Annotated in this window: 19 protein-coding genes and 1 rRNA gene; 15 read left to right on the top strand and 5 right to left on the bottom strand. The window is 71.9% G+C overall.

The features are described from left to right. Positions 1-51: 51 nt before the first annotated feature. The 4 genes from ABEA67_RS12655 to ABEA67_RS12640 all read left to right on the top strand — a co-directional run bounded on the left by ABEA67_RS12655 (position 52) and on the right by ABEA67_RS12640 (position 3,591). Positions 52-945, top strand: coding sequence for an ABC transporter ATP-binding protein (locus ABEA67_RS12655; protein WP_345465681.1), 894 nt, complete (start codon positions 52-54; stop codon positions 943-945). Positions 946-973: 28 nt separating this feature from the next. Then, entirely contained in the window at positions 974-1,774 is an 801-nt protein-coding gene (locus ABEA67_RS12650; protein WP_345465679.1) for an ABC transporter permease, read from the top strand. Positions 1,775-1,840: 66 nt separating this feature from the next. Further along, positions 1,841-2,992, top strand: a complete 1,152-nt coding sequence (locus ABEA67_RS12645; RefSeq protein WP_345465677.1) for a sensor histidine kinase — start codon at positions 1,841-1,843, stop codon at positions 2,990-2,992. Beyond that, positions 2,989-3,591 carry a response regulator gene (locus ABEA67_RS12640; protein WP_345465675.1) on the top strand — a complete coding sequence of 201 codons (603 nt, stop codon included), beginning with the start codon at positions 2,989-2,991 and terminating at the stop codon, positions 3,589-3,591. The genes ABEA67_RS12645 and ABEA67_RS12640 overlap by 4 nt, the downstream gene beginning before the upstream one ends. A 39-nt stretch (positions 3,592-3,630) precedes the next feature. On the opposite strand, the gene ABEA67_RS12635 is transcribed toward ABEA67_RS12640, so the two are convergent. Beyond that, positions 3,631-4,860, bottom strand: coding sequence for a cytochrome P450 (locus tag ABEA67_RS12635; protein WP_345465672.1), 1,230 nt, complete (start codon positions 4,858-4,860; stop codon positions 3,631-3,633). A gap of 75 nt (positions 4,861-4,935) precedes the next feature. On the opposite strand from ABEA67_RS12635, the gene ABEA67_RS12630 reads away from it, so the two are divergent. The 3 genes from ABEA67_RS12630 to ABEA67_RS12620 are packed head-to-tail and all read left to right on the top strand — an operon-like array spanning position 4,936 to position 7,038. Then, complete coding sequence (locus tag ABEA67_RS12630; protein WP_345465669.1) at positions 4,936-5,523, top strand: UbiX family flavin prenyltransferase; 588 nt, start codon at positions 4,936-4,938, stop codon at positions 5,521-5,523. Beyond that, positions 5,520-6,203 (top strand): 2-C-methyl-D-erythritol 4-phosphate cytidylyltransferase, encoded by a 684-nt coding sequence (gene ispD / locus ABEA67_RS12625; protein WP_345465667.1) that lies wholly within the window; start codon positions 5,520-5,522, stop codon positions 6,201-6,203. Before ABEA67_RS12630 ends, ispD begins: the two co-directional genes overlap by 4 nt. After that, positions 6,193-7,038 carry a 4-(cytidine 5'-diphospho)-2-C-methyl-D-erythritol kinase gene (locus ABEA67_RS12620; protein ID WP_345465665.1) on the top strand — a complete coding sequence of 282 codons (846 nt, stop codon included), beginning with the start codon at positions 6,193-6,195 and terminating at the stop codon, positions 7,036-7,038. The genes ispD and ABEA67_RS12620 overlap by 11 nt, the downstream gene beginning before the upstream one ends. Before the next feature lie 87 nt (positions 7,039-7,125). Here the strand turns inward: ABEA67_RS12620 and ABEA67_RS12615 are convergent, their stop codons facing one another. The 3 genes from ABEA67_RS12615 to ABEA67_RS12605 form a co-directional block, all read right to left on the bottom strand. Further along, entirely contained in the window at positions 7,126-8,889 is a 1,764-nt protein-coding gene (locus ABEA67_RS12615; protein WP_345465663.1) for a stalk domain-containing protein, read from the bottom strand. Positions 8,890-9,397: 508 nt separating this feature from the next. Then, positions 9,398-11,524 carry a hypothetical protein gene (locus ABEA67_RS12610; RefSeq protein WP_345465661.1) on the bottom strand — a complete coding sequence of 709 codons (2,127 nt, stop codon included), beginning with the start codon at positions 11,522-11,524 and terminating at the stop codon, positions 9,398-9,400. Then, positions 11,521-12,087, bottom strand: a complete 567-nt coding sequence (locus tag ABEA67_RS12605; protein ID WP_345465659.1) for a glycerol-3-phosphate acyltransferase — start codon at positions 12,085-12,087, stop codon at positions 11,521-11,523. Before ABEA67_RS12605 ends, ABEA67_RS12610 begins: the two co-directional genes overlap by 4 nt. 225 nt (positions 12,088-12,312) lie before the next feature. Here ABEA67_RS12605 and ABEA67_RS12600 point away from each other — a divergent pair, with 225 nt between their 5' ends. From ABEA67_RS12600 to ABEA67_RS12565, 8 genes are all read left to right on the top strand, one after another. Further along, entirely contained in the window at positions 12,313-12,885 is a 573-nt protein-coding gene (locus ABEA67_RS12600) for a type 1 glutamine amidotransferase domain-containing protein (RefSeq protein ID WP_345465656.1), read from the top strand. A gap of 51 nt (positions 12,886-12,936) precedes the next feature. Next, positions 12,937-13,665, top strand: coding sequence for a HesA/MoeB/ThiF family protein (locus ABEA67_RS12595; protein WP_345465654.1), 729 nt, complete (start codon positions 12,937-12,939; stop codon positions 13,663-13,665). Positions 13,666-13,801: 136 nt separating this feature from the next. After that, positions 13,802-14,146 (top strand): HU family DNA-binding protein, encoded by a 345-nt coding sequence (locus tag ABEA67_RS12590; RefSeq protein ID WP_345465652.1) that lies wholly within the window; start codon positions 13,802-13,804, stop codon positions 14,144-14,146. Positions 14,147-14,381: 235 nt separating this feature from the next. Further along, a complete protein-coding gene (locus ABEA67_RS12585) occupies positions 14,382-15,284 on the top strand; it encodes an ABC transporter substrate-binding protein (protein ID WP_345465650.1) in 903 nt (300 codons plus the stop codon). 97 nt (positions 15,285-15,381) lie between these two features. Further along, positions 15,382-16,470, top strand: a complete 1,089-nt coding sequence (locus ABEA67_RS12580; protein WP_425557197.1) for an ABC transporter permease — start codon at positions 15,382-15,384, stop codon at positions 16,468-16,470. Positions 16,471-16,534: 64 nt separating this feature from the next. Further along, positions 16,535-17,470: an ABC transporter ATP-binding protein gene (locus tag ABEA67_RS12575; protein WP_345465646.1), complete on the top strand. Its 936-nt coding sequence runs from the start codon at positions 16,535-16,537 to the stop codon at positions 17,468-17,470. After that, positions 17,467-18,210, top strand: a complete 744-nt coding sequence (locus ABEA67_RS12570) for an ABC transporter permease (protein WP_345465644.1) — start codon at positions 17,467-17,469, stop codon at positions 18,208-18,210. The genes ABEA67_RS12575 and ABEA67_RS12570 overlap by 4 nt, the downstream gene beginning before the upstream one ends. A gap of 313 nt (positions 18,211-18,523) precedes the next feature. Then, positions 18,524-19,018, top strand: a complete 495-nt coding sequence (locus ABEA67_RS12565; protein WP_345465876.1) for a CarD family transcriptional regulator — start codon at positions 18,524-18,526, stop codon at positions 19,016-19,018. Between the two features lie 144 nt (positions 19,019-19,162). Here the strand turns inward: ABEA67_RS12565 and ABEA67_RS12560 are convergent. Next, positions 19,163-19,286, bottom strand: a 16S ribosomal RNA gene (locus ABEA67_RS12560); the annotation flags it as partial.

The raw sequence follows: 19,286 nt of genomic DNA, 5'->3' as shown, positions 1-19,286 counted from the left end.
CCCTGACAGGCGGCACTGGGGCCGGAACGCGCCGGGGCGCAAGCTGGGGGCATGAACGAAGCGGCGATTGAACTGCGGGGGGCGGGCAAGACGTTCGGGCGGGTGCGGGCGCTGGATGACCTGAACCTGTCTCTCCGGGCCGGGGAACTGACGGCGCTGCTGGGGCCGAACGGCGCGGGCAAGACGACGGCCATCGGGCTGATGCTGGGGCTGCTTCAGCCCTCGGCGGGGATGGTGCGGGTGCTGGGAGGCGACCCCCGCGACGCCCGGACCCGGACGCAGGTGGGGGCGATGCCTCAGGAAAGCGCCCTGCCCCCCGCCCTGAAGGTGCGTGAGGTGGTCGCGCTGTTTGCCCGGATGTACCCCGCGCCGCTCCCCGTGGAGGAGGCGCTGGCGCTGGCCGACCTTCTACCGCTCGCGGGCCGCCGGGCCGGGGCACTGTCGGGCGGGCAGGCGCGGCGGCTGGCCTTTGCGCTGGCGGTGGTCGGGAATCCGGCGGTGCTGTACCTGGACGAGCCGACCGCCGGCATGGACGCCGGGAGCCGTCAGGCGTTCTGGGCGGCCGCCGAGCGCATGAAGGCCGCCGGAAAGACCATCCTGCTCACCACCCATTACCTGGAAGAAGCCGAACGCACCGCCGACCGGGTGGTGGTGATGAACGCGGGGCGGATTCTGGCCGACGGCACGCCCGAACAGCTTCGCGGCAGCATCGCCACGGCGCGAGTGCGCTTCACCTCGGACCTGGTGCTGGCGGAACTCCGGAATCTGCCGGGCGTGGAGGCCGCCGAGTCGGACGGGCACGGGCACGCCACGCTGACGACCCGCACGCCGGAAGCCCTGGTCACGGCGCTGGTACAGTCCGGCACCTCCTTCGCGGAGCTAGAGGTCACGCGCGCCAGCCTGGAAGACGCCTTCATGAACCTGACAGCGCGGCACTCGGCCTGAAGCCGCTTATCCCCCGGAGGAAGAACCCATGACCCTACTGACCCCCACCGCTGCCGCCTCCACCCGCCGCGCGCCCCTGCTGCCGCTGCTGACCCAGCTCGTGCTGGCCGAGCTGCACCGCTTGACACGCAATCCAATGTTCGCCATCGGCACCCTGGGCTTTCCCATCATGTTCTTCGCGCTGTTCGGCCTGCCCCTGGTCCACGAGAAGACGGACGCCGGGGTGAATGTCGGGCAGTACATTCTGGTCAGTTTCGGCACCTACTCGCTGCTGTCGGTGGCGATGTTCTCGTTCGGGGCGGCGGTGGCGACCGAGCGTACCGGCGGCTGGCTGCGGCTGCTGCGCGCCTCTCCCCTGCCCGCGGCGCTGTATCTGGCGGCCAAAACCATCGCCGCGCTTCTCTTCAGCGCCCTGGGCCTGACGCTGCTGTACCTGTTCGCGCACTTCGCGGGCGGCGTGACGTTTCCTGCGGGGCAGGCTCTCCTAATCGCGGGCAAGCTGCTGCTGGGCATGATTCCGCTGATTGCCCTGGGCCTATGCATCGGCTTCCTGGCGAGTCCCGCCAGCGCCAGCATCGTGGCGAACATCTTTAGCGTCCTCGTGTCCTTCGGCTCGGGCCTGTTCGTGCCGCTGGAGCAGCTCCCGAAGTTCATGCAGAGTCTCGCGCCGTATCTGCCCAGCTACCACCTCGCGCAACTCGGCTGGAACGCGGTCGCGGGGCAGGGCAGCGGGGACATCCGGCACTGGGCGTGGCTGGCCGGGTATACGCTGGTCTGCGGCGCTGTCGCCGCCTGGGCGTACCGCCGGGACGAGGCGCGCGGGCAGTAGACCGGCAGGGACCGGGCCGGGAGGATGAAGGCCGCCCCGGTTCCCTCGCCCGGCAGGAGGACGTGCATGAAGGTGTTCAGCCGACGACTCAGCGTGTGGGACGTGTTCCCACTGCTGTGGCTGGTGTTTCTGACCTTTCCAGTCATGGCCTTTTTCGGGGAGGCGCGGACCCCCGCGCAGGGGACGCTGTTCTGGGGTGTCGTGGCAGGCTTTCTGGCCGTGTACTGGCGGGTCTTCGGGCGGCCACAGCCGGAGCGCTGGGCCTTGCTAGGGTGGGTGTACACGCTGCTGGCGTACCTGCTACTGTATCCGGTCGTCGGCGGAACGGCGGGCACCTTTCTGGTCTACGGCGGGAGTCTGGTGGGGATGCAGCCGCGCGTCTCGCTGGCGCTCTGGCTGGCCCTGCTGAACAGCGCCGTCATGGCCCTGCCCTTCTGGACGGGGCCGTATCAGGCGGGCGACCTGGGCTGGCTGCTGCCGAACATGGTGTTCACGCTGGTCGCCGCCTACGCCAACCATGCCAGCTACCGCCAGCAGGTCGCCAGTCGCCGCCTGGCCCAGGTGCAGCGCGAGAAAGAGCTGCTCGCCGCCGACGCCGAACGCGAGCGCATCGCCCGCGACCTGCACGACCTGCTGGGGCATACCCTCAGCGTCATCGTGCTCAAGAGCGAACTGGCGAGCAAGCTGGCCGAACGTGACCCGGCCCGCGCCGCCGGGGAAATCCGCGAGGTGGAGCGCATCAGCCGCGAGGCGCTTTCCGAGGTGCGCGCGGCGGTGAGCGGCTACCGGGGCAGCGGCCTGAAGGCGGAACTCGCCCGCGCGAAGGTGGCCCTGGATGCGGCGGGCGTGCGGCTGGAGTACGGCGGTCAGCCCGCCCCCCTGCCCCCGGCGGTCGAACACGGCATGGGCATGGTGCTGCGCGAGGCCGTGACCAACGTGGTGCGCCACGCCCGCGCCCGCGAGTGCCGGGTGAGCATCACGCAGGAGCGCAGCGGCTACCGCCTGGAAATCGTGGACGACGGCGTGGGCGGCGAGGCCCCCGAAGGCACCGGCCTGACCTCCATGCGCGAGCGGGTGCGCGCCCTGGGCGGCGAGTTCACGCGCGACGGAACGCGGGGAACCCGGCTGGTGGCGAGCTTTGCCGGGGCGGAAGGCGAAAGCGTCTCTGCGCCTCTGCCTTCTGCCTTCCGCCTTCTGCCGGGCCGGAGGCCCCAGTGATTCGCGTCCTGCTGGCCGAGGACCAGGCCCTGGTGCTGGGCGCGCTCTCGGCGCTGCTGTCGCTGGAAGGCAACCTGGACGTGGTGGGCACGGCGGCCGACGGGGAGACGGCGCTGCGGCTGGCCTGCGAACTACGCCCGGACGTGCTGGTGACGGACATCGAGATGCCGCGCCTGAGCGGGCTGGACGTGGCCGAGCGGCTGCGGGGGACGTGCCCGGAGGTGCGCGTGGTCATCGTGACGACCTTCGCCCGCGCGGGCTACCTGCGCCGCGCGCTGGAAGTCGGGGCACGCGGGTATCTGCTCAAGGACGCCCCCGCCGCCGACCTCGCAGACGCCATCCGCCGCGTGCAGGCTGGGGGCCGGGCGGTGGACCCCGGCCTCGCCGCGGAGGCGTGGCAGGGCCGCAGTCCCCTCACCGACCGCGAGCGGCAGGTGCTGCGCGAGGCCGAGACGGGGGCCTCGACCGCCGACATCGCCCGCACGCTGCGTCTTTCCGAGGGTACGGTGCGCAACTACCTCTCGGAGGCCATCGGGAAGCTGGGGGCCGGAAACCGGGTGGAGGCCGCCCGGCAGGCGCGCGAGCAGGGGTGGCTGTAGCGCGGGCGGCCCCAGCTCCCACGAACGGCTCTGGGGGCGTCAAGCGAGGGTCAGGCGCAGGACACGCAGTCCCCGTAGCGTGAAGTTGGGCAGGTAGGCCAGCGCCTGCTCGGGCACGCTGTACTCAGGAAAGCGGCGCAGAAAGCGTGTCAGGAAGATGGCCGCCTCCATCCGCGCCAGGCTCGCGCCCAGGCAGTAGTGTGCGCCCGCCGCGAAGCTCAGGTGCAGGCGGGCGTTCTCGCGGGCCAGGTTCAGGCGGTGCGGCTCGGCAAAGACGCGCGGGTCGCGGTTCGCCCCAGCCAGGCTGAGGCCCAGGTGCAGCCCGGCGGGCAAGGTCACGCCGCCGACCGTCAGGGGTGCCGTCGTGAAGCGCCCGGTCCCCTGCACGGGCGAGACGAAGCGCAGGAGTTCCTCCACCGCGTTCGCAGCGCGACCCTCCGGGTCCTGGGCCAGCCAGGCCCGCTCGTCCGGCCACTCGTGCAGCGCGTGCAGGCTGCCGGAAATCAGGTTGCTGGTGGTCTCGTGCCCCGCCACCAGCAGCAGCACGGCGTTGGCGAGGAGTTCTTCCCCGCTGAGCCTTCCCGCCTCGTCCTCGGCGGCGGCCAGGGCCGAGAGCAGGCCGGGCCGGGGGTGCGCGCGCAGGTCGTCGGCCAGGGTGCGGAAGTAGGCGCGCATGGCGGCGGCGTCGGCCTCCACCTGTGCCCAGCGCTCCGGCGTCACGTCCAGCCCGCCCAGCAGGTCGGCCACGCTGCCCGCCCAGGTCTTGAAGCGGTCGGCGTCGGTGCCCTCCAGCCCCAGCATCTGCACGATGACCGACACGGGCAGGGGCACCGCGAGGGCCGCCACCGCGTCCACCTCTCCCCCACCCGCCCTGGCCTGCTGCCTCGCCCGGTCGAGCAGGTCGTCGGTCAGCCCGGTGAGAAAAGCGCGGCTCTCCTCCAGCACGCGCGGCGTAAAGGCCCGCTGCGCGAGCGAACGCAGCCGCGTGTGTGAGGGGCCGTCGTGGAACAGCATCATCGGGGCCATCAGGGCGTAACTGGCGGTGGCGCGGAAGGCTGGGTCGCCGTCGTACTTGCCGGTACGGACCACGGGGCTTTTGAGGGCCGCGCTGGCTTCCGCGTGCCCGCTCAGCAGTGCGAAGCCTGCCTCGGGGGCATACAGCACGGGCGAGGCGGCGCGCATCCGGTCGAGATAGGCGGGCGGGTCGGGGAGGTGCGCGCCCTGCCAGTAGCCTTGCAGCAGGGCGCCGGCGTCAGCGGCGGCGGTCATGCCCCAGGCTACTCCTCTGCCCCTCCCCTCTGGCCCTCCCCTCTGGTGCGCCGCGCCTCTGCTACCCTGCGCCCTATGTCAGCAGGGCGGCTCGTCGTCGGCGTGAGTGGGGGCAGCGGCATTCCCTACGCGCTGAATGTCCTGCGTGCCCTGCGGGAGCTGGACGTGGAGACGCATCTGGTCGTGACCAGCGGGGCCAAGCGGGTGATGACGGCGGAGGGGGGGCCGCAGCTCGCGGACCTGACTGCCCTCGCCACCGTCACCCACGACGACCGCGACCTCGCCGCCAGCATCGCCAGCGGCTCCTTTCGCACGGCGGGGATGCTGGTCGTGCCGTGCAGCGCCGGAACCCTGGCGAAGGTGGCGGGCGGCTTTGCCGACAACCTGCTCGCTCGTGCCGCCCACGTCACCCTCAAGGAACGGCGGCGGCTGGTACTGGTGCTGCGGGAAGACCCCCTCCCCCGGCCCATGCTGCTGAACATGCTGGCCGCCCATGACGCGGGGGCCACCGTGATGACCGCCAGCCCCGGCTTCTACCACGCGCCGGGAGACGTGGAAGAACTGCTGCATTTCGTGACGGCCCGCGTGCTGGACCAGTTCGGGCTGGACGTGCCGGGCTTCCGGCGCTGGCGGGAACCCCCCCGGCAGAAGGCAGAGGGATGACAGGCATCTGCTTCCTGGCAGGCCGCACTGCCGCCCTGATTCCCGCCGCCGGGTCGGGCACCCGCCTGGGCCTGGGGCCGAAGGCGTTCGTGGAGGTGGCGGGAAAGAGCCTCCTCGTCCGCAGCGTGGCCGCCCTCGCCCCCCTGGTGGATGAGGTGCTGGTGGCGCTGCCGGAAGGGTCGAGCCTGCCGGAAGGCCTCCCCGCGCGGGCCATCCTGGGGGGCGAGACGCGGCAGGACAGCGTGCGCCGGCTGCTCCAGGCCACCTCGGCCGATGTGGTGCTGGTCCACGACGCGGCGCGGCCCTTCCTGCCCGCGCATGTGGTTCACGCGCTGCTGGAGGCCATTCCTGAAACGGGCGCGGCGACAGTGGCCCTGCCCGTGGCCGACACCCTGGTGCGGGGTGAGGCGGGGCGGTGGGGTGGCCTGGTTCCCCGCGAGAGCCTCTGGGCGGTGCAGACGCCGCAGGGCTTCCGCCGTGAGCTGCTGCTGCGGGCGCACGCGGCGGCGCGGGCGGAGGGCTTCGCCGCGACCGACGACGCCGGTCTGGTCGCCCGACTGGGCCTCCCGGTAACACTGGTGCCCGGCGACGCCCGGCTGTTCAAGGTCACGACGCCCGGCGACCTGGCCCTGGCGCAGGCCCTCGCCCGAGTATGGGATGCTGGCACCGATGATGCCTGAAGCGGTCCCCACGACCTACTTCGCCCCCGCCAAGGTCAACCTGGGCCTCAGCGTGCGCGGCCTGCGCCAGGGCGGCTACCACGAGCTGCACTCCATCATGGTGCCGCTGACGGTGGGCGACGAGCTGGACATCGCCCCCGCTGACACCCTCACGTTGCGGGTAGAGGGCGCGGACCTCCCGGCGGACGGGCACAATCTGGTCTACCGGGCGGCGCGGGCGTATCTGGACGCGGCGGGGCAGCCGAGCGGCGCGGCCATCACCCTCCGCAAGCGGCTCCCGCTGGCCTCCGGCCTGGGCGGCGGCAGCAGCGACGCGGCGACCACCCTGATGGCCCTGGCCCGCCTGTATCCCGCGTCCGTTCACCTCCCCACGCTGGCCCTGACACTGGGCGCGGACGTGCCCTTCTTCCTGCTGGGGCAGGCGGCGCTGGCCGAGGGGGTGGGGGAGGTCCTCACGCCGCTGCCGGTGCCGCGCGTGCCGCTGGTGCTGGTCAATCCGGGTGTGGAGGTCAGCGCGCGGGACGCCTACACCTGGCTCGACGAGGAGGAGGCCTTCACCCCGCCCCTGGACGTGGAAGGCATCCTCGCCGCGCTGACCAGCCGCCACGAGGTGCCCTTCCACAACGCCCTGCAAGACCCGGTGGCCGCCCGCCACGCCCCCATCCGCGAGGCGCTGACCGCCCTGGCGGACACGGGCCTGCGCTCGCCTTTGATGAGCGGCTCCGGGGCCACCTGCTTCGCCCTGGCCGAAAACGACGACCAGGCGCACGCGGCGGCGCGGACCATTCAAGCGCGGCAGCCGGGGTGGTGGGTGGCGACGGCCTGCACGCTGTAGGGGCCGATGGCAGATGGCACACGAGGCCAAAGCTTCAGCAAAAGCTCTCCTGGCCATCGGCGTTCAGCCTTCCGCCATCGGCACCCGTCAGGGGTGATACGTCTTCAGCACCCCGCCAAACCCCGGCTGCACCCCGGCGCGGTAGAACACCAGGCTGATGGGCAGGTTGCTGCCGCTGGCGGGCACGAAGTCGATGTTCAGGCGGTCGGACTGCGCGCGCCACAGCAGCACGGGCTGGTCGGGGGTGAGGGCGTTGCCGCTGCGGGGCAGCTTGATGGTCTGGGTGATGGGGCCGTCCTCGATGTTCATCGCGCCGCGGTAGAGGCCGCCGCGCGGGCTGAAGGCGACGGCGGTTCCAGCGACGCCGCTCACCTCCAGGTCGTACAGCACGCCGTAATTGCCGCTGAGTCGCTGGGGGCGGCCCGTCAGCATGTCGGTGCCGGTGAGTGCCGGGTCCACCTGGCCGTCCCCGATGATCAGGCGGGCGGGCAGGGTGGTGAGGTTCACCCGCAGGGACCGCACCGCGTTCGGGAAGGTGCCGCGCACGTGGCGGCCGTCGGGCTGGAGGTAGGGCAGCTGCTGCACGACCTGGGCGCTGGGCGGCAGGCCCTCTTCCAGCATCACGAAGGTGAGTTCGACCCGGCCCGAGGCCGTCAGGTCCTGCATCACGTTGACGCCGCTGCCGGCGTTCAGGGTGGGGCTGGCGTACACCGCCGCACTCTGGCCGGGCGCGAGGGTCAGGCTGTGCCCGCCCGTGCTGGCGAAGTAGTCCAGCAGCGTGACCTGCCCCAGCAGCCCCTCGATGCGGGTGGGGGCCGTCTCGCCCAGGCGTTCGGTGCGGACCTCCACCGCGCGGGGTTCGAGGTTCCGCGCCAGGATGTAGAGCCGCGCGGGGCGGGCCAGCGCGTTCAGGTGGTAGGCCAGCAGCCGCGCCCGCCCCGACACGGTGTCCTGGTACAGCACGCCGCTCTGGGTGGGCACTTCCGGGCTGTCACTGAACAGCAGCGGGTAGCTGGCACTGGGGACCGGCAGGGCCGTCACGGCGGGGTAGCCGGACACCAGCGGGTCGGGAAAGCGGTCGCCGGGTTCGGCGTACTTCAGCGCGTAGCTCAGCGGCGTGTCCACGGGCGCGCCCTCCACGCGGATGGTGCGGCTGTAGGGCTGGCTCTGGAGGCCGCGGCTGTTGGTGACCTGGAGGGTGACGGTGTAGGTGCCGGGCTGGAAGTACACGTCCTGGCGGCCCGTCCATTTGCGGGCGGTGATGTCGGCCCCGTCCGGGTCGAAGGGGTAGTCGGTAAAGATAATCCGCTCGCCGGGCGCGTAGGTGCCCTTGTCGGTCGAGAAGCGGGCCTGCGGCGAGAGCGGGTTGCCCCCCTCGCGCAGCGCCGTGAGAGTCAGGCTGCGGCCCCCGTCGTCCACCGAGAGGTTCGCGTTCAGCGCGTCGGCCAGCAGCCGGACACTCACGTACAGCGTGGTCCCGACCGTGACGACGCTGCCGCCGGGTTGCGGTGCCCCCGCCAGAAAGGCCGTGTTGCCCACCGGGTCCACCGTCAGGCGACCGAGCTGCACCTGGCCGCCCGCCTCGACCAGGGACTGCCCCAGCAGGGCCGCCGCCTCGCGCAGCGGCACCATCGTGCGGCCGTTCAGCAGGCGCGGCGGCGCGCTGAACTGCGCGGCCTCGCCGTTCACGTAGGCGGCGGTCTGGTCAGGGGTGAAGGAAAGCTGGACGGCCCCCACCGCCGCGGCGGGCAGCGCGGTCAGGCCCAGCGTCAGCGCCGCGAGCAGCGTGCGGCCCCCACTTCGGAGGCGGGCAGCGTGAGTCAGGGAAGAGAGCAGGGCGGACACCGGCATCCGGCCAGTATGCCGGGCCAACCTGACGCGTGTCTGCCCCACCCTGTCCCGTCCAGTCCAGACATGAAGGACCGGTGAGGCGGCGGAGCCTCCTACGGGATGGCTCTGCTCAATGGTGCGGACAGATTCATAACTTTCTGGACCTTTCCCACGCTGGGACGGCGTTGCCGTCCACCCCCCTCCCCAACCCCTCTGCAAGCAGCTCTGCGAGTCCCCCGCAAGGGGAGAGGGGCTTTTTGCGCCCTGCACGCTATTTTCGAATACACCTCTCTACACCTCTCGCAAGAGGATGCAAAACTGTCCGCACAATCGCTGATACGGACTCCGAAAGGTTGACTTGTAAACCTGAAATCCGAGCGGAGCGAGTGGGAGAACGTCGGATGTTCCTGCCCGCCCTGAAAGCATGTCCAGAGGCAGCTCTGGGCACTGGGGGTTCCATCTCCGCCACCCCGTATTTTTTGCTTCTCGCTTCGCTCGGTTGATGCTTGCAAATCAACGCAATCTGGTATCAGTCCGTCTGGCCCGACCGCCGCCGTCTGCGGGCCACGCGCAGTTCGGCCCCCACCAAGGCCAGCGTGTTCAGCGCGTAGGTGGCGGCCAGCAGCGTGAGCAGGCCCGCGCGGGTCGCGGGGTTCGTGGGGTCCAGCGGGGTGGCGAAGCGGGTCAGGCCCGCCAGGGGGGCCAGGGCCGCCATGGCCCCCGCCCAGGCCAGCAGCAGCACCCCGCCCCAGGCCCCCTCCAGCAGGGCGGTGCCGGGCAGCAGCAGCGCGGCCAGGCGGTAGGCGGCGGGGCGGCCCTGGCGGGCAGCACCCGCCGGACGCGGCACCAGCAGGGACAGCCCCAGCAGCGTCAGCAGGGCCAGTGCCCCCAGAAAGGCCCAGCCCAGGCGCACGCTGGCCGGGCTGCCGCCGGGAGAAAGGTTGCCCAGCGGGTCCCGCAGGTCGCGCAGCAGGGTCACGCTCAGGTCGCCCTGCACGGCGCGGGTCAGGCTGCGGTCGTCGGGGTAGCACAGCCGGGGATCGCCGGGTCGGTAGGTGCGCTGGAAGATGGTGCCGGGCGTGCCGGGATTCAGCCCCAGGTTGTAGGCGGGGGCGGCCAGGTCGGGCCGGGCGGCCAGCGCGGCGCGGTACTGCTCGCGGGCCTGCGGTTCGTCGCCGTGCGTCTGCGCGAGGGTGCCCAGGTTGTTCAGCGCGCAGGCGTCCCCGGCGCGGGTATAGCGGTCGCGGGCGGCGCTGTCCTCGCCGCCGAGCTGGGTGCTCAAACCGGCCAGCAGCGCCGTGTCGGGCGTGGCACGCAGGTCCAAGTCGTCCAGGCGGGCCGCGTACCAACCCCCGCCATAGGTGCCGATGTTCAGCGCCGGGGCATTCAGCCGCTGGGCCGTGGTGTTGGCCCACTGCCAGCCCGCCACGCTGACCACCAGCCCGGCGGCCAGGGCCACCAGCCCCAGCCGCTCGCCCCAGGGGGCGTACAGCACCGCCACCCGCCGCACGCGGGCCAGCGGGTGCCGCAGCCAGGCCCCCCAGCGGCCGCCCAGCGCGCGGGTGTCCTCGCCCTGCACGCGCCAGGCCCGGACGGTCAGGACCAGCAGCGCGGACAGGAGCGCCAGCAAGAGGGCCAGCGTCGAGAGCCGGACGACGTCCCGCACCTGCCGCGGCGCGTCCGGCCCCAGGTTGTAGAGGGTCCCGGCCCGCAGCCCGCGCGTGAACTGCCGCCACTCCTCCGCCTCGCCGCTGCGGCCCTGGGCGTCGAGCAGCGCGGCGTAGCGGGCGTACAGGGCCGGGCCGCCCTCGAAACGGGGGTGCAGGTCGCGCAGGTAGCGCAGCCACACCTCGGCGCGGCCCAGGCGGCCCTGGTCGAGCAGCGTGCCCACGTAGCCGCTGGGGTTCCCGTAGGCGAAGAGGGCCTGGCGGCTGACCCGCACCTCCGGGTCGTAGCCGCGGGCGGCGGCGTCACGGCGGGCACGGTCCAGGGCCAGGTTGGCCGCCGCCGGAAAGCCGCTGGCATCCAGCCCGGCGGCCAGCTCCACCCAGGCGGGAAAGGGCAGGTCGCCCCCCAGGCTGCGCCGCACCGCGCCCAGCATGGCGTAGCGGTCGCCGCGCCGGGCGGCCTCCTGCGCCTCGCGCAGCGCCAGGAAGGGGTTGAGGGGGTCCTCGCGCGCCGCCCGCGCCAGGTCCTCGGCCGGGACCAGGGCCGCGGCGTGGCGCAGCCACCCGGTCACGTCCGGGTCGGGCGGAAAGACCACCCGCTCCTGCACCCGTCCGCCATCCTGCGCGCTGCCCAGCGTGAAGCGCTCCATGTACCCGTCGCCGCTGGTGCTGACCCGCACGGTGCCGCCCGTCGTGTCCAGCGACGTGACGGTGCCGGGCAGGTCGGAGCGTGCCCGCGCCGTGCCGTCCGGCCCCAGCGCGTACACCACCGGGCCGACCCCCAGGTACGTCACGTCCCCCAGCGTGACCGGGCCGGTCAGGTCGCCCAGACCAGCGGGATAGTGGCGGGACCAGAGGAGGTTCGCGCCGTCCTCGAAGCGCAGGGTGCGGCCTTCCAGCACAGCGTCTGCCCCCGCGCTGCCCCCCAGCAGGGCGAGGGCGGCGAGGACTGGCCCCATGAGGACTGGCCCGGCGAAACCGCGCCTCATGCGGGCCGCTTTTGCCCGGTCAGCAGGTGCAGGGCGCGCACCGCCATCGCCGCGCCCCCGGCCAGCAGGTCGGGCAGGCCGCCGAAGCGCGCCGCGAGCAGCAGCCCCAGCGGCACGGCGACGGCGGTGGCAAAGGGCACCGCGTTCAGCCCCAGCCGCCGCTGGAGGGTCACGCGGTAGAGCGGAATCAGGGCCAGGCCGGCGGCCACCGTTCCCGCCAGCGTCACGGGCGCGGCCACCAGCAGCGCCCCCAGCAGCGGCGCGATGCCGCCCCCACCCCGGAAGCCGAAGAACACGGGGTAGCAATGGCCCAGCACCACGAACAGCGTGGCGACCCAGGTGTGCCCCGGCGTCAGCCAGCGCGCCAGCAGCACGGCGGCGGCCCCCTTGAGCATGTCACCGGCCGTCACCAGCAGCGCCGCCGCGAGGCCGTGCTGGCGGTAGGTCCCGCTGCCCCCCGGCAGGTCGCGCGCGCGAATATCCTCCCCCAGCGCCCGCGAATACAGCACCCCGGCCACCAGGGAACCGAGCAGATACGAGGCGAGCGCGACCAGGAGGAGCATCGCCGCGCATTCTAGCCGGGCGGGCAAGCGTGAAGCGCACTTCATACGAATTCCGGTTGAGCAGTTATGGCATAACTGCGAAACCCGACTGGAAGGAGTAGGAAAAGGACGGATTCCAGAATGGAGTTCTCCTTCGGCTCTTTCCCGAAGGAGAACGGAGTGGCCGGAATCCGTATCCAGGCCCCCTTCAGGCGCAGGCGGCAGCGTGACCCGTAGCCTCTGCCCATGACACAGCAGCAGAAGAACGTGCAGGGCAAGAAGGTCGCCATCCTGGTGGCCGACGGCTTCGAGAGGGTGGAACTCGAACAGCCGCGCCAGGCGCTCCAGCAGGCCGGAGCCGTGACCCAGGTCGTCAGCCTGAAGCCGGGCGAGGTGCAGGGCATGAACCACGACCTCGAACCCGCCGGCAAGGTGAAGGTGGACCGCACCATCACTGAGGTCAGCGCGAACGACTTCGACGCCCTGCTGCTGCCCGGCGGCACCGTCAACCCCGACAAACTGCGCCTCAGCCCGGAGGCGATGGCCTTTGTGCGCGCCTTTTACGACGCGGGCAAGCCCATTGCCGCCATCTGCCACGGCACCTGGTCGCTGCTCGAATCCGGCATCAGCCGCGGCCTGAGAATAACGAGCTGGCCCAGCCTCCAGACCGATCTGCGCAACAGCGGGGCCGAGTGGGTGGACGAGGAGGTTGTCACCGACCGGGGCGTCGTCACCAGCCGCAAGCCGGACGACCTCTCCGCCTTCAACGCGAAGATGCTGGAGGAGTTCGCGGAGGGCGACCACAGCGCGAAACGCTGAGAGCAGACGCCGGAGCCTCCCCCCGCTCTATCCCCGCTCTACACTGCCCCCATGACTTCCGGCCCCGCCTCTCCCCTCTCCCGGACCGAACTGCGGCGCTACTCGCGGCAACTGCTGGTGCCCGAATGGCTGGATGCGGGGGCGCAGGAGCGCCTGCGGGCCGCCGCCGTGCTGGTGGTCGGCGCGGGCGGGCTGGGAGGCCCGGTCATCCTGCAACTGGCAGGCGCGGGCGTGGGGCGGCTGGTGATTGCGGATGGCGATACGGTGGACCTCAGCAACCTGCACCGTCAGACGCAGTTCGGGGTGGGGGACGTGGGAAGGCCGAAGGCGGAGGTGGTCGCCGCCCGCGCCCAGGCCCTCAATCCCTTCGTGCAGGTGGAAGCGGCCCCCTGGCTGGACGAGGCGAACGCCGACGCCCTGGTGGGCGGCGTGGACCTGGTGGTGGACGCCACCGACAATTTCGGGGCGCGCTACGCCATCGCGGATGCCTGTGGGCGGGCGGGGCGCGAGTGGGTGTGGGGCGCGGCGAGCGGCAGCAGCGGCCTGGTCAGCGTGTTCGGGCCCGACCTGGGGCTGCGCGACGTGTTCCCCGACCCCGGTGGGGCCGAATCCTGCGACGAGGCGGGCGTGCTGGGGCCGCTGCCGAACGTGGTGGGCAGCGTAATGGCGCTGGAGGCCCTCAAGGTGCTGGGCGGCGTGGGCGAGGCGCTGCGCGGGCGGCTGTGGACCTTTGACGCCCTGACCGGGCGGGTGCGGGTGCTGCGGCTGCGGGAAGGCTGAACTGTCCCCATACGGACAGCAGGTCGGGGGCAAAAGCCGCGCCCAGTGGGGGTTGCGGGCTTGCATCACGACAAACGTGTGTTACTGTGCATTTGAGCCAACAATTCGCTCAAATCCACCTTTCGGAGGACCACGCATGGCCAGAACATCGCCGTCCGAAGCCAGGGGCAACGACGCCGGGGGAGCAGAAACCCGCGCGGGCAGCGGCAAGATTGCCAAGACCCAGATCATCGACCAGATCGCCGAGCGGACCAGCCTGAGCCGCAAGCAGGCGGGTGAAGCCGTCGCCACCCTGCTGGGCGGCATCGCCGAGGCCCTGCGCGACGGCAAGACCGTGGGGCTGCCCGGTCTGGGAACGCTGAGCGTCACGGAAACGGCCGCCCGCACCGGCGTGCGCCCGGGCACCAGCGAGAAAATCCAGATTCCGGCGGGCAGGAAGATTCGCTTCAAGGTCGCCGGTACCCTCAAGGGCAACCTCTAGCGCATTTGACGTAAAAAGAACCCCTCTCCCCTTGCTTCGCAAGGCCCTCTCTGCTCCGCAGCTCTACGAGTCCCGCAAGGGGAGAGGGTCAAAAAATGACACCATCTTTATGACCAATGCTCTAAAACGCAGGCAGCCGGGCGGGCCGCTCTACAGGGGCGGTCCGCTCGCCTGCCGGGCTTTGTGACCTGTCCTACCGGTGGGAGGCCGGGGGGCGGGTACGTTGAGCCTCAGCATGAACAAGGTTCTCTGTCTCTCGCTGGCCGTGCTGGTGGGCAGCGCCGCCGCCAAACCCATCGTGGTGGGCAGCAAACTCGACCCCGAGGCCCAGATTCTCGGGCAGATGATCGTCCTGACCCTGCGCAATGCGGGCCTCGATGTCACCGACCGGACCAACCTGGGCGACACGGGCGTGAACCGCAAGGCGCTGCTGGCGGGCGAGATCGACGTGTACCCCGAGTACACCGGGAACGCCGTGTACCTCTTTCCGCAGGCGAAGATCAGCGCGAAGGAGGCGGGCAATCCCGGCAGGATCTACGGGTACGCGCGGCAACTGGACCTCAAGAACGGCGTCACCTGGCTGAAGCCCGCCAACGTCAACAACACCTGGGTGATCGCCGTGCCGCAGGCGCTGGCGGCGCAGCAGAAACTGGGCAGCGTGGCCGACCTGGCCCGTTACCTGAAGGGCGGCGGGCGGTTCAAGATCGCGGGCAGCCCCGAGTTCTTCAACCGCCCCGACACCATGCCCGCCTTCGAGGCGGCCTACGGCTTCAAGCTGCGGCCCGACCAGAAGCTGGTGCTGGCCGGCGCGACCCCGCCCCAGACGCAACAGGCCGCCGCCAGTGGCACCAGCGGCGTCAACGCGGCGATGGCCTACGGCACCGACGGGACGCTCGCCGCGCTGAAGCTGGTGGCCCTGAAGGACCCGAAGGGCGCGCAGGCCGTCTACCAGCCCGCGCCCATCATCCGCAGCGAGGTGCTCAAGGCCAACCCGCAGATCGCGGCGCTGCTGAACAAGACTTTCGCCACCCTCACCCAGTCCACGCTGCAAGGCCTGAATGCCCAGGTCGCGCTGGAAGGCCGCACCGCGCAGGACGTGGCCCGCACGTACCTCAGGGGCAAGGGCCTGATCAAGTGATCCCGGGCGGCTTCCGCCCACGCCAGGCGTGAGCCGTTCCGCCTCCCCGTCCGGTCCCGGCGGCACGGGCACCGTTCTGCTGCTGGCCGCCCTGCCGATGCTGGCGGGGGCACTGCTGCCGTGGGTGCTGCTGCGGCCCAACCGCCTCGCACCCGGCGAATACCTGCGGCTGCCGCCCGCGCTGCTGGGTGGGGCACTGCTGCTGGCGCTCCTGCCCCTGTGCACCTTCCGGCTGGCCCCGCGCCTGACCTGGCTGGCCGCGTCGCTGGCGGTCGCGGCGGGGTTCTGGGGGCTGGGGGCAGAGACGCGGACGGCGCTGGTCGGGCAGCCGCCCTTCGCGCGGGCGAGTGCGGCGGGCGGCGTCTGGCTGTTTCTGCTGGGGGCCGGCATCGCCGCTTACGCCGCGGGGCTGCTGGGCCGCACCCGCCGGGAACGCGGGCTGGCCTGGGCCTGGCTGCCCCCGGTGGCCGCCCTCTTTCTGGCCGGACACCTGAACGCCTGGTCGGTGCTGGTGGAGGGCCGCAGCGAGGGGCCGCGCTGGGTGCAGGAACTCGGGCAGCACCTGCGGCTGGTGGGCGGCGGGCTGGGCCTGGCGCTGCTGCTGGGGGTGCCGCTGGCGGTGTGGGCGGCGCGGCGGGAGCGGCCAGCGGGCGTGGTGCTGGGCCTGGCGAACGGCATCCAGACCCTGCCCAGCCTGGCCCTGCTGGGCCTGCTGATCGCGCCGCTGGCGGCCCTGGCGAACGCCTTTCCCTGGCTGCGCGAGCTGGGCGTCAGCGGCATCGGGGCCGCCCCGACCCTGGTGGCCCTGACGCTGTATGCCCTGCTGCCCATCCTGCGCAACGGGGTGGTGGCGCTGCGCGGTGTCTCCCCCGGTGCCCTCGACGCCGCGCGCGGCATGGGCATGACGGCCGCGCAGATGTTCTGGCGGGTCGAGCTGCCGCTGGCGCTGCCGGTGTGGCTCAGCGGGGTCCGGCAGGCCGCCGTGCTGCTGGTCGGCGTGACGGCGGTGGCGGCGCTGATCGGCGCGGGGGGCCTGGGCAGCTACATCTTCAAGGGGCTGCAAAGTGCGGCCAGCGACCTGATCCTGCTGGGCGCGGTCCCGGCGGCCCTGCTCGCCCTGCTGCTCGACGCGGCGCTGCGCGCCCTCGAAGGGGTGCTGGGCCAGCGCCTCGGGCGGGTGGAATGAGCGGGGGAGGCGAGACAAACCGCACCCCGCCTCCCCCACCCCGCCTTCCTTTTCCGGAGCCGTCATGATTGAGTTGCAACACCTGGAAAAACAGTACGGCGGCACCTTTGCCGTGCGTGACCTGAGCCTGGTCTTCCCGGAGGGCGAACTGACCGCCCTGCTTGGCCCCAGCGGCTGCGGCAAGACCACCACACTGCGGATGATCAACCGCCTGATTGAACCGGGCGGGGGGCGGGTGCTGCTGGACGGCCGCGACACCCGCGACCTGCGCCCCGAGGTGCTGCGCCGGGGCATCGGCTACGTGATCCAGCAGATCGGCCTGTTCCCGCACCTGACCATCGCGCAGAACGTGGCCACCGTCCCCGACCTGCTGGGCTGGGACCGCCAGCGGACCGCCCGGCGGGTGGACGAGTTGCTGGAGCTGGTGGGCCTCGACCCCGCTGTGTACCGCAGCAAGAAACCCGGTGAGCTGTCGGGCGGCCAGGCGCAGCGCGTGGGTGTGGCCCGCGCCCTGGCCGCCGATCCGCCCGTCCTGCTGATGGACGAACCCTTCGGTGCGCTGGACCCGCTGGCCCGCGACCGCCTGCAACAGGCCTTCCGCGCCATCCAGCAGCGGCTGAGAAAGACGGTCGTGCTGGTCACCCACGACATCGACGAGGCGCTGCGCCTGGGGGACCGCATCGCCCTGATGAACGCGGGAACGCTGGCGCAGTTCGGCACCCCGGCCGAGCTGATTCACCGCCCCGCCAGCCCCTTCGTGCGGCAGTTCCTGGGCGAGGACGCGGCGCTGCGGCAACTGGCGGGCCGCCGCGCCGCCGAGTTCGTCCGGCCCGGTCCGGCTGGCGACCTCCCCGCCGTTGACGGCGAGCTGGACGCCCGCAGCGCCCTGGGCGTCATGCTGCGCGAGGGCACCGGCACCCTGGCCGTAACGCGAGCCGGCGTTCCCCTCGGCGTGCTGCGCTGGGAGGACCTCGGCCAGCCCGGGGAACCGGACGCATGACGGCCCGCAGGCTGCCCCGGCCCACCCGGTGGCCCTGGGGCGCGGCCCTGTGGCCGTTGCTGCTGGCCGTCTCGCTGCTGCCGGGTGTCCTGCCCCGGCTGGTGCAGCCGCTCTCGCCGGGCGGGCCGCTGACCTTCGACCCGCCGCTGTGGCAGCTCACCCTGACGCACCTGGGCCTGGTGCTGCTGGCAACCGCCGCCGTGCTGCTGCTCGGCGTGCCCCTGGCCGTGATCGTGACCCGCCCCGGACGCGAGAGCCTGCGCGCGCTGACGGAGACGCTGGCCGGGCTGGGGCAGACGGTCCCGACCCTCGCCATCCTCGCCCTGGCCGTGCCCGCCCTGGGCTTCGGCTGGGCACCGACGCTGCTGGGCCTGGTCGTCTATGGCCTGGTGCCCGTCATCGGCAACGCCATCGCCGGGCTGCTGGCCGTGGACCGGGGCCTGCTGGACGCCGCTCGTGGCATGGGCATGTCAGAGCGGCAGCGGCTCTGGCGGGTCGAGCTGCCGCTGGCTCTGCCGGTGCTGCTGGCGGGCGTCCGCACCAGCACCGTCTACAACGTGGGCACCGCGACCGTCGGCGCGGCCCTGGGAGCCGGGGGACTGGGCGTGCCCATCATTAACGGCCTCTCGCAGCAGAACACGGGCCTGACGCTGGTCGGGGCCATCCTCGCCGCGCTGCTGGCCCTCAGCCTGGACGCCCTGCTGGGGCTGCTGGTGCCCCTCCGGGAAGCGGGCAGATGAAGAACCTGGCCCGCTGCCCCCTCAACCTGGGATGCAGGCCTCATAGAAGGCTGCTAAGGTGAGAATCATGCGGACAGGTAAGCCTTTCGACTTGCGGTTCGCTCTGGCAATGGCTCTTCCGGCCCGCCCCTTCCCCCTCTGAATGTTCCGGCCCAGCCCCGTGCTGGGCTGCTTTCATCTGGGACCGCCCCCAACAGCGAGAAGAGGGTGGGGGAAAGAGGGGAGGCCCGGCCCCACGCCGAACGTGGGAGCGTGTTCGATGGTTGCGGTCTGAGGGTTTCGCACGGCAGCAGAGGTGACCACGGTGAAAAGAATGTCCTTCCACACGGGTGATCGCGTCGTTCTTCCTCCCTATGGCATCGGGGTGGTCAGTGGCACCTGCCACCGTCCGGTCGCCGGGGAAACCCACGTCTACTATCAGGTGGACTTTCCCAACACGGCGAGCCGGGCCTTCGTGCCGGTCCGGGCACCCCAGGGCGCGGGGATGCGCGCGGCCCTGACCGCCGCCGATATGCCTGATCTGCTGTGCCGGCTCCAGGACAGCCAGACCCTAAATCTGCCCCGCCAGTGGGCCGCCCGCCACCGCCGCGTCACCGAGATTCTGGTCGGCGGCGATCCCTACGAACTCGCCACCCTGACGTGCGAACTGCGCCGCTGGAATATCGAACGTGGCCTGCCCGATCTGGACCGCCAGGCCTTCCGCCGCGCCATCCGTCTGCTGGAACAGGAAGTCCGCGGGCTGGAAGACCAGTGCGCGCAGGACGTGCAACGCCTGCTGGACCACGCCTGGAACGAAACCCCCACCTGAACAGAAAAGAAGCCGGGGCGGCAGAGATTTCACTCTGCCGCCCCGGCCTGTTCCAACAGGGTCTGCAAGCGCACACCCCCGCGTGGGGCGGGGGTGAAGGGAAGACATAAAACAGGGGGTGAAGAGGGGGTGCGGAGCGTGTAGAAAGGAGGTGATCCAACCGCACCTTCCGGTACAGTTACCTTGTTACGACTTCACCCCAGTCATGCGCCACAGTCTAGACGCCTGCCTTGCGGCTCCCGGCGGTTTCAACTGCAACGTACTCCCA

The sequence above is a fragment of the Deinococcus carri genome, from assembly GCF_039545055.1.
Lineage (GTDB): Bacteria > Deinococcota > Deinococci > Deinococcales > Deinococcaceae > Deinococcus > Deinococcus carri.
This window is presented reverse-complemented; position numbering and strand designations above follow the sequence as displayed.